The sequence below is a fragment of the Pseudomonas eucalypticola genome (assembly GCF_013374995.1).
GTDB classification, from domain to species: domain Bacteria; phylum Pseudomonadota; class Gammaproteobacteria; order Pseudomonadales; family Pseudomonadaceae; genus Aquipseudomonas; species Aquipseudomonas eucalypticola.
Map to the genome: position 1 here is coordinate 3,244,718 of NZ_CP056030.1, position 13,579 is coordinate 3,258,296.

General features: G+C 66.0%; 13 protein-coding genes. 2 read left to right on the forward strand and 11 right to left on the reverse strand.

Going from position 1 to position 13,579, the window contains the following annotated elements; all coding sequences use genetic code 11:
• Positions 1-44: 44 nt before the first annotated feature.
• From gspD to HWQ56_RS14645, 11 genes are read right to left on the reverse strand one after another with little or no spacing between them, the layout of a single operon-like run.
• Positions 45-2,267 (reverse strand): type II secretion system secretin GspD, encoded by a 2,223-nt coding sequence (gene gspD, locus HWQ56_RS14595; RefSeq protein WP_176570953.1) that lies wholly within the window; start codon positions 2,265-2,267, stop codon positions 45-47.
• A complete protein-coding gene (locus HWQ56_RS14600; RefSeq protein WP_176570954.1) occupies positions 2,264-2,782 on the reverse strand; it encodes a general secretion pathway protein GspN in 519 nt (172 codons plus the stop codon). The genes gspD and HWQ56_RS14600 overlap by 4 nt, the downstream gene beginning before the upstream one ends.
• Positions 2,779-3,387: a type II secretion system protein GspM gene (gene gspM / locus HWQ56_RS14605; protein ID WP_176570955.1), complete on the reverse strand. Its 609-nt coding sequence runs from the start codon at positions 3,385-3,387 to the stop codon at positions 2,779-2,781. Before gspM ends, HWQ56_RS14600 begins: the two co-directional genes overlap by 4 nt.
• The gene (locus tag HWQ56_RS14610) at positions 3,362-4,390 is read right to left on the reverse strand and encodes a type II secretion system protein GspL (RefSeq protein WP_245217756.1); all 1,029 of its coding nucleotides are present in this window, start codon (positions 4,388-4,390) and stop codon (positions 3,362-3,364) included. Before HWQ56_RS14610 ends, gspM begins: the two co-directional genes overlap by 26 nt.
• A gap of 17 nt (positions 4,391-4,407) precedes the next feature.
• The gene (locus tag HWQ56_RS14615; protein ID WP_176570957.1) at positions 4,408-5,127 is read right to left on the reverse strand and encodes a type II secretion system protein GspK; all 720 of its coding nucleotides are present in this window, start codon (positions 5,125-5,127) and stop codon (positions 4,408-4,410) included.
• Positions 5,124-5,723 (reverse strand): prepilin-type N-terminal cleavage/methylation domain-containing protein, encoded by a 600-nt coding sequence (locus HWQ56_RS14620; RefSeq protein ID WP_176570958.1) that lies wholly within the window; start codon positions 5,721-5,723, stop codon positions 5,124-5,126. Before HWQ56_RS14620 ends, HWQ56_RS14615 begins: the two co-directional genes overlap by 4 nt.
• Positions 5,720-6,082 carry a prepilin-type N-terminal cleavage/methylation domain-containing protein gene (locus HWQ56_RS14625; protein WP_176570959.1) on the reverse strand — a complete coding sequence of 121 codons (363 nt, stop codon included), beginning with the start codon at positions 6,080-6,082 and terminating at the stop codon, positions 5,720-5,722. The genes HWQ56_RS14620 and HWQ56_RS14625 overlap by 4 nt, the downstream gene beginning before the upstream one ends.
• The gene (locus HWQ56_RS14630) at positions 6,079-6,507 is read right to left on the reverse strand and encodes a GspH/FimT family pseudopilin (RefSeq protein ID WP_176570960.1); all 429 of its coding nucleotides are present in this window, start codon (positions 6,505-6,507) and stop codon (positions 6,079-6,081) included. The genes HWQ56_RS14625 and HWQ56_RS14630 overlap by 4 nt, the downstream gene beginning before the upstream one ends.
• Positions 6,508-6,512: 5 nt before the next feature.
• Entirely contained in the window at positions 6,513-6,923 is a 411-nt protein-coding gene (gene gspG, locus HWQ56_RS14635; protein ID WP_176572408.1) for a type II secretion system major pseudopilin GspG, read from the reverse strand.
• Positions 6,924-6,945: 22 nt separating this feature from the next.
• The gene (gene gspF / locus HWQ56_RS14640; RefSeq protein ID WP_176570961.1) at positions 6,946-8,139 is read right to left on the reverse strand and encodes a type II secretion system inner membrane protein GspF; all 1,194 of its coding nucleotides are present in this window, start codon (positions 8,137-8,139) and stop codon (positions 6,946-6,948) included.
• 1 nt (position 8,140) lies between these two features.
• Positions 8,141-9,811 (reverse strand): GspE/PulE family protein, encoded by a 1,671-nt coding sequence (locus HWQ56_RS14645; protein WP_483414417.1) that lies wholly within the window; start codon positions 9,809-9,811, stop codon positions 8,141-8,143.
• A gap of 552 nt (positions 9,812-10,363) precedes the next feature.
• Between HWQ56_RS14645 and HWQ56_RS14650 the strand changes: the two genes are divergently transcribed.
• Positions 10,364-10,612 carry a hypothetical protein gene (locus HWQ56_RS14650; protein WP_158159056.1) on the forward strand — a complete coding sequence of 83 codons (249 nt, stop codon included), beginning with the start codon at positions 10,364-10,366 and terminating at the stop codon, positions 10,610-10,612.
• Positions 10,609-13,311: a beta-glucosidase gene (locus HWQ56_RS14655; protein ID WP_176570963.1), complete on the forward strand. Its 2,703-nt coding sequence runs from the start codon at positions 10,609-10,611 to the stop codon at positions 13,309-13,311. The genes HWQ56_RS14650 and HWQ56_RS14655 overlap by 4 nt, the downstream gene beginning before the upstream one ends.
• Positions 13,312-13,579: the final 268 nt, after the last annotated feature.

A 13,579-nucleotide genomic window follows, 5' to 3' on the forward strand; every position in this document is an offset into this window, starting at 1 on the left:
CATGGCGCGCGCTCCAGGTTGGCAGCGTTGCAGCCCCCTGCCCTTCAGCGACCGATCAACTGCATCTGCTGGCGATAATCATCCGTTACCCGCCGCGCCTCGTCGCCACTGGCCACCACCCGCGGGGTAATCAACACAATCAGCTCGGTACGGTCCTTGGACTTGCTGGTGCTGCCGAACAACCACCGCAACCCCGGAATACGCCCCAGGCCCGGGACGCTGGAGGTGGACTCGGCGTTGTCCTGCTTGATCAAGCCACCCAGCAATACCGTCTGCCCGCTCTGCACCGCGACTTGGGTCGACACCGAGCGCGTGGAAATGCTCGGATTCGGCTGCGTGGTGGTGACGCTGCTGGTGTCGGCGTCGCTGACCTGTTGCTGCACGTCCAGGTACACCAGGCCGCCCGGGTTGATGCGCGGGGTCACGTCGAGGATGACGCCGGTCTGCACGTACTCCACGCTGCTCAGCGTGGTGGCCGAGGTGCTGGTATTGACGGTCGTCTGGGTGATGGGGATGTTGTCGCCCACCTGAATCTGCGCCTGCTGATTGTTCATCACCACCAGCGACGGCGCCGACAGCACCTGGGTGCGGCCAGTGGTTTCCAGCGCATGCAGCGCCACTTGCAGGTTGCTGCTGACGAACGAGTAGAACAACGAATCGGTCGACCCCAACCCTGCCCCGCCACTGCCCAGCGCGCCCTGGCTGCCACTGGTGTTGGCCACGGTGGTGCTGGAGGAATTGCCCGCCAGTTTGCCCAGGTACCACTGCACGCCCAGATCCAGTTCACCGGTGAGCTTGACCTCCAGAATGCGGGTTTCGATCTGCACCTGCAACGGACGGTTGTCCAGGCGTTTGATCGCCGACTCGATCTCTTTCCACTGGGCCGGGCGGGTGCGCACCAGCAATTGGTTAGTGCCCTTCTGCGCCGTGATGCGCACGCTTTCTTCCAGGGTTTTCTGCGCAGTGCCAGTGGCAGAGGTATCGGCGCCGCTGTCGTCGCTGTCACTGTCCTCATCGTCCTGGGAGGTGCTCGGCTGGGTGGTGCTGGCCTGGGTACCGAGGCTACCGCCCAGTTGGCTGCTCGTACTGGTACCAGTGCCATTGAGGGACGACAACGTGGTAGTCCGCACGCCGGGGGCCACCTTGGCGGCACTGTCGTCCTTGATCTGGCCGTTGCCGTAGATCTGGCGCAGGTACTTGGCCAGGTCCGTGGCTTTCATGTTGCGCACGTCATACACGTACATCTGCGGCTCGTTGCCGCCGCCTTCGTCGATGGTCTTGATCCAGTCCGCCACCTCCTGCAGATAGGCCGGCTGGGAGGAAATGGCAACGATGGAATTGGTGCGCTCGTTGGGCATGAACTTGACCATGCTCGACAGGGGCATGCCGCTGTCGGGGCCGAAGAGTTTCTGCAACTGCGGCATCAGCTCGGCCACCGAGGCGTGCTGCAGGCCGTAGACGCCGATGGACATGCCCTTGAGCCAGTCCACGTCGAAGGTGTCGATGGTGTCCTGGTAGTTGGCCAGTTCCTGCGGTGTGCCAGCCAGGCTGAGCACGTTGCGCGCCGGGTCCACCAGCAGGAAAGCGTTGTCGCGCACGAACGGCTTGAGCAGCTTCTGCATTTCGGTAGCGGCGATGTAGCGCAGCGGGTACAGGCGTGCCGACATGCCCGCCGTGGGCGCGGCCACTGGCATCTCGGGCACCAGCTTGCCAGCCACCGCCTGGGCGGCGGGCAGGATCACGTAGCGGTCGCCCTGGCGGATCATGGCGTTGTTGGTCCAGGACAACAGGGTTTCCAGAATCGACAGGGCCTGCTGCTTGTTCACCGGTTTCGAGGTGGAGAAGCTGACGTTGCCCTTCACGTCCTGGGCGATGCTGTAGTTGGCGTGCAACAGGTCGCCCATCACGGTGTTGATGACCGCTTCGATGGGCTGGTCGGTGAAGTTGAACATGATGTCGCCCTGCTCGCCGGCGCCTGCGGCAGGCGCCTTGGCCGTTGCGGGGGGGCGAATGAAGCGCTGGTTGCCGACGATAACCTGGCGTGACGCCGGGGTCAGCGTGGGCGCGGCGGGCGCAGCCACGGGTTCCACGGGCAGCGGCGCGCGCTGGTCGCCGGTGCCGTTCAAGGCTTCATGCATCAGGGCCGGGTCATTGGCGAGGTCATGGGCCTGGCCGCTGCAGCCGGCCAGTACCAGGGCGGCCGCCAGGCCGAGGGTCGGGGCGCGCAGGCGCGCGGCAATCGGGGTGAGGCGCAAGGTATCAGTCATGGTGCCGCTACGTGAGGAAGGGTGAGCAAAGGCGCCGCGGCCGTCGCGGGAAGGCGCGGCACCGGCAGATTCAAGGTGTGCGCCTGTCCCAGGCGCTGGAACGTGGCGGTAGTGGCGCTGACCTCGGCCAGGGTCCAGCCATTGTCCAGGGCATCGCCCAGCCGCAGCTTCAGAGAGCGCTGGTTGGCCAGGCGCACCAGTGCCCAGCGCTGGTCGCCGTCGACCACCACGCCGCTCAGGCGCACACCGTCCAACGTCGGCGCGCCGGCCCCACCCTTGGCCGCATCGGCCTGGCGGTCGGGGCTGAACAGCGGGTGCTGCCAGGCCACTTGGCGCTCGCTATCGGACAGTGGCCGCAACGCAGGCACGGGCGCGGCCTGGATGGGTGGTGGCGAATGCTGCGCCATGGGTGCCCACCGGGGGGCGGGTTCGACCCCCAGGCACTGCCACGCGACGGCCGCCAACAGCAGGCCATTGAGCGAGGCCAGGCCCAACGTGCTGCGCATGAACGTCATGGCTGGGCTCCCTGGGCCGCGCCGGTCAGGTAACCGCGCAGCAGCACCTGCACCTTCAACCGCCCCGCCGCGCCTTTTTCCGGCGCATCCGTGGCACGGCTGATGTTCAGGGCCTCGACAAACAGGTACGGCTGGCCGTATTCGAGCTGGTGCAGCCACTGCAGCAGGGGTCCGGTGCCGCAGGCCAGCGTCAGGCTGACCTTCACCTGCCGATAGGCCTGGGCGCTGTCCTGCTCGGGCACGACCGGCATGCGCTGGCTGACCTCGCAGCCCGGGCCCAGGGCCGACACGGCCTTGACCTTGTCCACCAGCGCCTGCATCAAGTCAGCGGCGGCCGCACTGGGGTCCTCGCCCGGCAACAGGCTGCGACGGCTGGCGGGGTCCTGACGCGCGCGTTCCAGTTCAGCCTGCAGCGCCGGCCCCTGTGCCAGTAGCCGGGCGTAGCGCTGGTGCTGGGCATCGAGTACCCGGGCCTGGTCGGCCAGCGCCGCCATGGGCGTGGCGAACCAGCTGTCGATCAACACGTACCAGGCGCCGTAGAGCACCACGGCCAACAGCGCCAGGGCGCCCAGGCGACGTTCATTGCGGGTCGGGGGTCGGCGCATCGGCGGCCTCCTGGGAAAGGTGCGCTGCCAGGGCGAAACGGTCGTTGCCGGTGTGCGAATCGGGCTGAATCACGCCCTGGAAATGCGCGCCTTGCAGGCTGTGGCAGTCCCGGGCGCGGCTGATCAGGGCGCTGGCATGGCGGCTCTGGCCACTGAGGCTGACGTCACCGTTGTCGCGCACTTCCAGTTGCTCCAGCCAGGTGTCATCACCCAGGCAGGCGCTGAGCTCGGTCAGCAGCGCGGTGGCGGTCGGGCGCGCGGTCTTCAGCCGGGCGAGGTAACGGGCGGCGCCCTGGGTGTCGGTCAGCTCATGGCGCACGGCCTCCAGGGCCTGCACCTGTTGACGCTGTTGGGCCACTGCCTGCGCCATGCGGTCGACCTGGGCCTGCCGCTGGCCGAGGGTCGCCAGCATGAGGGCCGCCAGCAGCACCACGGCGCCCACGGCCAGCCCCCGGTTGAGCCGGGCTGTGCGCGACGGTGCCGGGCGCAGGTGCGCGGGCAACAGGTCGATACCCAGTGGCTCGCCGTTGCCCGCTTTGGCATCGATGCCACGCAGCGTCAGGCCCGCTGCCTGGCACTGCTCAAGTATCGCAGCCAGGCGCTCGCGGCTCACCGCCACCAGCAGTACCCGTGCCTGGTCGCCGTTACGCCGCAGGACCCGGGCCGTGAAGTGCACTTGGTCGGCGGCGTACGGCGTGTAGCGGTCCAGCTCGAAGGCCAGCACCCGTGTCAGGTCAGCGGTGGCGGCCGCAGGCAGGGTGATGGTTTGCGCCATGACTTCCAGGGCAGGCAGTTCCAGTACCGCCGGGCACGTGGCATCGAGGCGGGTCGGCAACGGCCATGCCAGCCGCTGCACGGCCGGGCCGCTGGCCAGGCGTGCGCGCAGCGGGGTTGGCAGCAGCCCGTGCAATTCCTGCAACCAGGCGAGCAGCCAGCGCCGGGCGCGGCTGGCCTGCCACTGCCGAACCAGGGGATAAAGCCCGTGCCGCAGGCGCTCCAGCACATTCGGTAACCTTATTTTCATTCTTGCCAGCGCAGGACCCGATATGGCCTGGCGCCCTCCTTTGTCTGGGTCAACATCAGGGTGACCTGCAACGTGGCGTGGTAGCCGTTGGGCAAGCGCGCCTCACTCTGCACGGTGAGGATCGGCCCAGGGTCGGCGTCGGGCTCACGCACCGCAGGCAACGCCAGTGCCCGGGCCAGCGGTGCCGGGGCCAATGCCGGGTCGGGTTGGGCCTGGCCGGACCATACGGTGATCCACGGCACGGCACAGTGGTACAGCGCGAAGCCCATGCCCGGCAGCTCGCGCAATTCGTCCAGCGTGCGCAGCGGCACAGGGCCCTGGCGCAGATGTTCAAGCGCTTGCAGCAACGGCTCGATGGCCTGGGGCGCGGCTCCGCAGGCCTTGAGCAGGCGGCTGAGGTCCGGCGCCGAGGCGGCGTTGAGGTCCAGCTTGCCGCGCTCGCTGTACAGGCTGACGCGCACGTCGGCATCCCCCAGCCGCAATTGGTGCGGCTGGCCGTCAGCGGGCCAGCGCGCGTGGGGATCGCGGGCCTGGCGCGCCATCACCGCCTGGGCCACCCCGGCCTCGGCAGCGAACACCGCCTGGGTATGGCTGGCTTGCCACTGGGCCTGACGATGCTGCACCTGCACGGTGGCGGCCAGCGCGCCGAGCAAGGTTGCCAGCACCGCGAGCACCCACAGCACCACCAGCAGGGCGACGCCGCGCTGGGCCGTCATGGCGTGGCCTCGCTGGCCAGGTCCAGCCGCAGGCTGACCTGCTCGGTCACCCAGGGCACCGGCCCACGCAATCGGGCCTCGATGCGCACGGCCCGGGGCAACCGCTCCGGCCAGGGCCAGGTGGCCAGCCAGCCGCTGTCCTTGCCCAGGGGCGCCAGGCCGCGATAACTGAACGTCACCTGCTCCACGTCGGGCAGCAGCACCTGGGGTTCGCCAAACGGCTGCAGGGTGGTGCCTTGCAGGCGCGCCAGGCGAACCCGCAACCGGTGGTGCTCCAGGCTCACTTGCTGCTGGAACAGCCCGCCCCCCACCGACTCGGGCAGCGGCGCGTAGAAACTCAGGCCATGGGCCTGGCCGCTGAACACCGCTGGCTTGGCCGCCGCCTCCCCCGCCGCCACCGGCAGCGCTTGGCTGATGGCGCGGCGCAGGTAGCCCTGGGCCGCGCGCAGATCGTCCAGGCGCTGGCTGAACCGTTCGGCCTTGGCCGAAGCGCGGTTGGCGCTGACCAGCGCAGTGCCGACAAGGCCCAGCAAGATGCCGAGCAGGCTCAGCACCACGAGGATTTCCAGCAGGGTAAAGCCGCGTTCAGCCTTCATGGCGCCAGCCCCGCGCTGCGTACTTGCAGCGTGCTGAAGCGAGCTTCGCGCCCCTCGGCCTTCAGGCGCAGGTCCAATTGCCACAAACGGTCGGGGCCGGGTACTGAAGGCACCGCGGCCACGTCCAGGGTCCACTGCACGTCATCCCACTGCCCTTGGCTGCGCCCTGGCGCCAAGGGCCCATCGCCCAGGGCGTCCATCAATGAACGGGCCGCCAGGTTCAGCCGGTCGCTGCGCTGGGTGTGCTGCAAGGCGCGGGCACTCTGGCCAAATGCGCCCAACAGCACGGTGGCGCACAGCGCCAGCACCGCCAGCGCCGCGAGCATTTCCAGCAGCGTGAAGCCCCGTTGGTGCGTCATGGCAGGTCGCGCAGGCGCACGGCGCCGGTCAGCCAGGCCACGTCCACGCGCCAACGACGCGGGCCCTGGGTGATCAGCACGTTGCCACCGCTGGCGCCGCCGTCGGGGTAGAACTCGAACCCGGCGCCCAGGCCTTCGGCGGTCTGCACGCGCACCTGCCACTCCTTGGGCCAGTGCACCGGTGGTTTGCCCGGGGCCTGCACGGTGCGCTGTTGCAAGTCGAAACGGGCGCGGGCGGGCTGCCCGGTGACGATGGCCTGCACCCGCGCTGCGCGCAGCGTGTTCACGACCAGGGCCAAGGCCTTGCGCTCACCGGCGCTGTGCAGCCCGCGTTGCAGGCCATAGCCCACCAGGCCCGCAGCCACGCCGATCAGCACGATCACCACCAGCATTTCCAGCAGGGTGAAGCCCCGGGCCCTGTGCATCAGCGTTATTCCCAGTTGCCCAGGTCAGCGTTGTAGCCGTCGCCGCCGGGTTGGCCGTCCTGGCCATAGAAGATCAGGTCGAAGCTGCCGTGCTCACCGGGAAAGCGGTAGCCGAAGGCATGGCCGAACGGGTCTTTGAGGTCCGACGGCTTGGCGTACGGGCCGGCCCAGTTGCCGCCGTTGCTCGGCTTGGTCACCAACTGGTTGAGGTTGGCCGGCGGCGAACCCACGTCCAGCGCGTAGCTTTCCACCTTCATGCTCAGGCTGGCCAGTTGCGCCTTGCCGGCGCCGTACTTGCCCTTGTCGACGTTGCCGCCCACCTGGCGCACGACGATGGTGGCGACGATGCCCAGCAGCACGATCACCGCGAGCATTTCCAGCAAGGTAAAACCGCCCTGGCGACGGGCCGACTTCATGGTTTTCATGGGGTTGGTTCCTTTAAATGTTACTGGTGAGGCTCATCAGCGGCAGCATGATGGCGAGCATGATCACGGCGACCATCACGGCCATGACCACGGTAAGGCTGGGCACCAGAGCAGCGAGCAGGCGGTCGATGCCGCGCTTGGCTTCGACGTCGAACACCTCGGCGACTTTCAGCAGCATGCTGTCCAGCTCGCCGGCCTGTTCGCCGACGTCGATCATCTGGATGGCCAGTTCCGGCAGCAGCGGTTGCTGGCCAAACGCGCTGGCCAACGTGCCGCCACCCTTGACCCACTCGGTGGCGTGTTCGACCTGGGCGACGACGGCGCGGTTGCTGCACACCTGGCGCACGATCTGCAGCGCCTGCAACAGCGCCACGCCGTTGCTGAGCAAGGTGCCCAGGGTGCGCGCCAGGCGGGCGGCTTCGATGCGTTGCAGCAACGGGCCGATGACCTTGATGCGCAACAGACGCCGGTCGTTGCGCTGGCGCCGGGCCGGGTCGCGCAGGGCGATTGCCGTGCCCCAGACGACCACGATGAGCCCGGCAAGCACCATCAGGCCCCAGGCGCTGAGGAACTCGCCCAGCGCCAGAATCACCTGGGTAATCAGCGGAATCGGCACGCCCAGGTCGCGGAAAATCGGCACGAACTGCGGCACCACGTAAGCCAGCAGCAGGGCCAGGGAACCCAGCACGCCGACGATCAGGAAGGCCGGGTAGATCAGTGCGTTGATCACTTCGCCGCGCAGGGTCTGGCTGCGCTCCAGGTAATCGCTGAGCTGGCGGAGGGTGTTTTCCAGGGCGCCGCCGGCCTCGCCGGCGCGGACCATGCTGATGTACAGGGTGGAGAACTGCCCGCCCTCCTCTTCCAGCGCCTGGGACAAGGGCTTGCCGGCTTTCACCTGTTCGCGGATGCGTTCGATCAGGGCGTGGGCCTTGGGCGCCTGGGTCTGCTTGAGCAGGATGCCCAGCGAGCGTTCCAGGGGTTGGCCGGCGCCCAGCAGGGTCGCCAGTTGCTGGGTGAAGCTGACCAGGGCGGCGCCGTTGAGGGCGACGCTGCCACGGGCCATGCGCTGGCTGCCCGCTTCCAGTTCCAGCACCAGCCAGCCGCGCGCCTGCAACTGGGCCAGCGCGACACGGTCATCGGTGGCTTGCAGGTTGCCTTTCTGCGCAGTGCCGTCAGCGTCCAGGGCGCGGTAGCGAAACGTAGCCATGTCAGTCGCCCCGCGCCACGCGAAGCACTTCTTCCAGCGAGGTGATACCCGCCAAGGCCTGACGCAGGCCATCTTCGTACAAGGTCACCAGACCGTGACGGCGGGCCGCTTCTTCCAGGGTTGCCACGTCCGCCTGGCGCATCAGCAAGCTGCGCAGTTCGTCATTCATCACCAGCAGTTCGGTGATCGCGCTGCGGCCGTGATAACCGCCGCCGGCGGCGTCGCTATCGGGGCGGTAGAGCATGATCGGGCGTTGTTCGGTGTAACGGTCCAGGTGGTGCTGGGCCACCAGTTCCGGGGGTGCCGGGAAGGCAATGCGCGTGGCGGGGTCCAGGCGTCGTACCAGGCGCTGGGCCAGGATGCCCTGCAACGTCGAGGCGATCAGGTAATGCTCTACGCCCATGTCCAGCAGGCGCGTGATGCTCGCCGCAGCGCTGTTGGTGTGCAGCGTGGAGAGCACCAGGTGGCCGGTCAGGGACGACTGAATGGCAATGCGGCAGGTTTCCAGGTCGCGCATCTCGCCAATCATGATCACGTCCGGGTCCTGGCGCACGATGGAGCGCAGCGCCCCAGGGAAGTCCAGGCCGATGGCCGGCTTCACCTGGATCTGGTTGATGCCGCCCAGTTGGTATTCCACCGGGTCTTCGACGGTGATGATCTTGCGTTCGGCGGTGTTGAGCCGCGTCAGCGCGGTATAAAGCGTGGTGGTCTTGCCCGAGCCGGTGGGGCCGGTCACCAGCAGGATGCCGTGGGGGCGTTCGAGCAGGTCCAGCAAGGTGGCCAGGCGCGGGCCGTCGATGCCCAGCGTGGGGAAATCGAAGCGCACGGTCTGGCGGTCCAGCAGGCGCATCACCACCGATTCGCCGAAGCTGGTGGGCACCGTTGAAACGCGCAGGTCCAGTTCCTTGCCCTGGATGCGCAGCATGATGCGCCCGTCCTGAGGCAGGCGGCGCTCGGCGATGTCCAGGCGGGCCATGATCTTGAGGCGCGAAATCACCGCGGCGGCGTGGCTGGCCGGAGGCGCTTCGCCCTGCACCAGCAGGCCGTCGATGCGATAGCGCACCTGCAACTGGCCTTCAAACGGCTCGACATGCACGTCAGAGGCCCGGGACTCCACCGCACGCTGCAGGATCAGGTTCACCAGGCGGATCACCGGTGCTTCGCTGGCGAGGTCCTTGAGATGCTCGATGTCGTCCAGGGCATCGCCATCACCGTCCAATGACTCGATCAAGGCATCCATGGCACTGCGCCCCTGGCCGTGGAAACGCTCGATCAGGGTATTGATCTCGACGGCCGTGGCGATCACCAGCGACAGAGGCTGCCGGGCCAGGTAGCCCAAGGCGTCCAGGCCATAACCAGAGACGGGTGCACGGGCGGCCACACTGAGGTGCGCTGGGCCCGCGTGCAGCACCACGAGGCCGTAATGGCGCAGGAACCGTTCACTGCCGATCAACGCGGGGGCGTCCAGGGCGCAAGCCTGTTCCATGTCCAGCCGCGGTACCGCCAGCAGCGTCGCATACGCCTGGGCCACTTCCTCATCACGCACGGCACCGAGGCGAATCAGGGCGTCCACGCAGTCATCGTCATGGCCGCTTTGTGCCAGGCACAACTTGACCGCCCGGTTGATATCGGCCGCCTTGACGTCGGTATGTTCGACCAGCCAATGACACACACTTGGCTGCGTTGGAACAGGCAGTTTGCAATAGGACATTACACTTCTTGGCGATAGGCCGGTGGCGGCCAGCTCGGTATTAGCGGCGTAGCCAGACATTGATGTTTTTCAAATACCGCTCGTTAGTTCGCACAACTAACAGGCAACTAGTCAGGGAATTTAAATCCAGAGGAAGCGCAACTATCGACATGAAGGTTTCAGCGCTGACACAGCTTACCAGAAGCTAAAACCTAACTGCAATTAGGTTTACTAAATAGCATTTTTCAACCCGACAATGCGGATTACTTAGAGTTTTTTACTCGAGAAACCGGCTTATTAAGCAATTATTGATAACTAAAACCCCATAACACTAGTTTTTTCACGACACTACAGGTTGAAAAAAAGACCTCACCAACGCCTTTTTCATACACTTTGTCGCGTTTGAAAAAATATCTTTGCGAACATTGAACTTTTAAAGGCATCATCCAGACTTACTCTCCGGTCGCGCTTTCGCCTTCTTTAATCGATCGCCGCCGACTTGCTATTACTTAGCCATCATCTGAGACATTATTGATGAAACAGCTCATATTGCCTGTCATGGGCACTGTACTTCTGTGCGCCCAGAGTTTTGTCGCCTGCGCGGCAGATTCAACGTCTGCTGCCAGCACTTCTTCCATGCAGGAAGTTCGCCAGCAGATTGAAGCCAAGCGCGACCAGATCTCCGGCGTCGACCGCGTGCAGACCGCCACCCAGACCGCCACCTCGGTGGATGACGCCCCGATCGTCACTGACGACGCCCCTGCCCAGGAGCAGCAGCAATGAACCCTACCACCCTGCGACGTACCCTGGGCCTGAGCCTGTTGGCCCTGGGTGTCGCCCAGGCGCACCTGGCCCTGGCGGCCACCGCTACCCCCGCCACCGGCAACGCCGTGGAAGCGCGGGTCAGCTCGATCCTCGACAACATGAGCACCTCGGAGAAGATCAACTTCACCCGCGTCGACGACGGCCACATGATCCCCAAGCTGACCAAGTGGGGCATCCAGGGCACCGTGGCCTACGATTCGTCCATGGGCGTGCACGTCAACAACGCCACGTTTGGCGCCCAGTACCCGTCGCAGTCGGCCCTGGCCGCTACCTGGAGCATCAACCGCGCCAAGGAATTCGGCCAGGCCATCGCCTACGAAACCCGTATTTCCGGCGGCCAGCAAATGCTATCCCCAGGCGTCAACCTGTACCGCACCCCCTACGGCGGCCGTTCGGCTGAGTACCTGAGCGGCGAAGACCCGTTCCTGGGCGCCGTGCTGGCCCCGGCCGTGGTCAACGGCATCCAGGTGCAAGGCATCCAGGCCAGCGGCAAGCACTTCCTGGCCAACGAACAGGAAGCCAACCGCCAGGCGGTGAACGTGCACGTGGACGAGCGCACCCTGCGCGAACTGTACCTGCCGGGCTTCGAGTCCATGGTCAAGAACGCCAACGTGGCGTCGATCATGTGCGGTTTCAACAAGGTCAACGATGATTACGCCTGCGAAAACCACCACCTGATCACCGACGTGCTCAAGGGCGAATGGGGCTATCAAGGCATGGTCATCAGTGACTTCAATGCCATTCACGATGCCTTCAAGGGTGCCTGGGCCGGCACCGACATCGACATGCCGTCGGGCCTGCAATTCACCGAAGCCAACCTGATGCCGCTGTTGTGGAGCGGCCAGTTGACCCAGAACGTCATCGACGACAAGGTCAAGCGCAACCTGCGTGGCATCGTCAGCTACGACCTGCAGGAAAACCTCAACACCGCCCAGACCCTGGAACACACCGAGTACGGCGCCAAGGCCGCGCTGGACACCGCCCGCGAAGCCATCGTGCTGCTGCGCAACGAAAACACCTCGGCTGGCGCGCCACTGCTGCCGCTGGCCAAGTCGGCCAAGGTCGCGGTCATCGGCGACTGGGCGCTGGAAGCCCCGGGCTCGCCGTTCGGTACGGCCAACTCGCCCCCCAACAGCTACGTGACTGAACTCAGCGGCCTGCAGCAATTGGCGTCGAGCAGCAGCAACGTCACCTACCTGCCCGCCCTGAGCCTGAACCCCAAGGCCTCGGTGTGGTACCAGCCGTCCACTGGGCAGAACAGCATCAGCAACTCGGGCGTGAAGGCCGAGTACTACGCCAACACCAGCTTCTCCGGTGACCCGGCGCTGACCCGTGTCGAGCCGGGCGTGAACCTGAACTGGACCACCAGCACCAACGTCACCGACGCCGGTACCACCACGGTCTCGGGCTTCACCCCGACGGCGGGTGCGTTCTCGGCCCGCTTCACCGCCACCATCAAGCCGACCGTCAGCGGCCCGCAGATCTTCAAGGTACGCGCCGACGGCCCGTACAAGCTGTGGGTCAACGATGAGCTGGTGCTGCAGAGCGATGGCGTGGCGTACTCCAGCGACGTGGTCAACGCCCTGGTGACCTCGGCAAAGACCTCGGCCCTCACCGCTGGCAAATCCTACAGCGTGAAGCTCGAGTACCAGCGCACCGCGGGCAACTTCACCCCGGCCCTGGGCGGCCTGGCGGGCGTGCAGATGAGCTGGTCCGCGCTCAAGCCGCCGGCAGACCTGGCCAACTACGACGCTGTCGTGGTCGCCGTCGGTACCAACTATGAGAACGAAGGCGAAGGCTCGGACCACGGTTTCGACCTGCCCGACCAACAGGCTGACCTGATCACCGCGGTGGCCAAGGCCAACCCCAACACCATCGTGGTGATGCACGGTGGCGGCGTGTCCAACATGCAGCCGTGGGCCAACAAGGTCGGCGCCAGCCTGCAAGCCTGGCTGCCAGGCCAGCAAGGTGGTCAGGCCCTGGCCGAGATCCTGTATGGCAAGGTCAACCCATCGGGCAAGCTGCCGGTCACCATCGACAAGAAAATCGAGGACAACGCCAGCTATGCGTCCTACCCGGACCCAGCGCAATACCGCGGCACCAACGCGCTGACCGACATGACCTACAGCGAAGGCCTGTACCTGGGCTACCGCGCGTACGACAAGAACAACACCAAGCCGCTGTACCCGTTCGGCTTCGGTCTGTCGTACACCACTTTCGCCTACAGCGACATGAAGCTATCGAGCAACGTGCTGACCCCGGGCGCCACCGTGAACGTCAAATTCACCGTGACCAACACCGGCAGCAAGGCTGGCTTCGAAACCGCGCAGTTGTACGTGCAGCCAGTGAACCCGGCGGTCGCCCGCCCGGAGAAAGAGCTCAAGGGTTTTACCAAGGTGTACCTCAAGCCTGGCCAGAGCAAGACCGTGAGCATCCCGCTGGACTCGCGTTCGCTGGCTTACTACGTGGACAACACCGACAGCTGGAACGTCGATGCTGGCAAGTACAAGATCCGCGTGGGCACCAGCTCCGCCGACCTGAGCCTGAGCCAGACCCTGACCACCCTGTACGCCGAGCAACTGACCACCCGCGACAGCAACCCGTTGCCCGCGCCACTGCAGAAAGCCGTGCAGGTGTCGGCTTCGCAGCGTTACTGATCGCTGTTTGACCCCGCTTGTGGCTCATGGATGAGCCTTTCTTGCTCGCCACTGGGGAATGCATCAGGGCTGCCAGGTGCAGGACTCTGGCTTCTGCGGCGCTCTCAAGATCGAGCGCCGTCCGCACGGCGCTTCCCGGGCAAGGGCTCGGCGCCCCCCCCCCCGCTCCCACATCTGTTTCGGGCCAGTTTTGTCTGGGCCATTACCTGGTCCGTTTTGTTTGTTCGCTGCAGATTTGTGGTGGTGCCAACAAGGCGGCCAAGGTGAT

Coding starts and splice junctions, on each gene's coding strand:
- gspD (WP_176570953.1), bottom strand. CDS start 2,267: ATGACTGATACCTTGCGCCTCACCCCGATTGCCGCGCGCCTGCGCGCC.
- HWQ56_RS14600 (WP_176570954.1), bottom strand. CDS start 2,782: ATGACGTTCATGCGCAGCACGTTGGGCCTGGCCTCGCTCAATGGCCTG.
- gspM (WP_176570955.1), bottom strand. CDS start 3,387: ATGCGCCGACCCCCGACCCGCAATGAACGTCGCCTGGGCGCCCTGGCG.
- HWQ56_RS14615 (WP_176570957.1), bottom strand. CDS start 5,127: ATGACGGCCCAGCGCGGCGTCGCCCTGCTGGTGGTGCTGTGGGTGCTC.
- HWQ56_RS14620 (WP_176570958.1), bottom strand. CDS start 5,723: ATGAAGGCTGAACGCGGCTTTACCCTGCTGGAAATCCTCGTGGTGCTG.
- HWQ56_RS14625 (WP_176570959.1), bottom strand. CDS start 6,082: ATGACGCACCAACGGGGCTTCACGCTGCTGGAAATGCTCGCGGCGCTG.
- HWQ56_RS14630 (WP_176570960.1), bottom strand. CDS start 6,507: ATGCACAGGGCCCGGGGCTTCACCCTGCTGGAAATGCTGGTGGTGATC.
- gspG (WP_176572408.1), bottom strand. CDS start 6,923: ATGAAGTCGGCCCGTCGCCAGGGCGGTTTTACCTTGCTGGAAATGCTC.
- gspF (WP_176570961.1), bottom strand. CDS start 8,139: ATGGCTACGTTTCGCTACCGCGCCCTGGACGCTGACGGCACTGCGCAG.
- HWQ56_RS14650 (WP_158159056.1), top strand. CDS start 10,364: ATGAAACAGCTCATATTGCCTGTCATGGGCACTGTACTTCTGTGCGCC.
- HWQ56_RS14655 (WP_176570963.1), top strand. CDS start 10,609: ATGAACCCTACCACCCTGCGACGTACCCTGGGCCTGAGCCTGTTGGCC.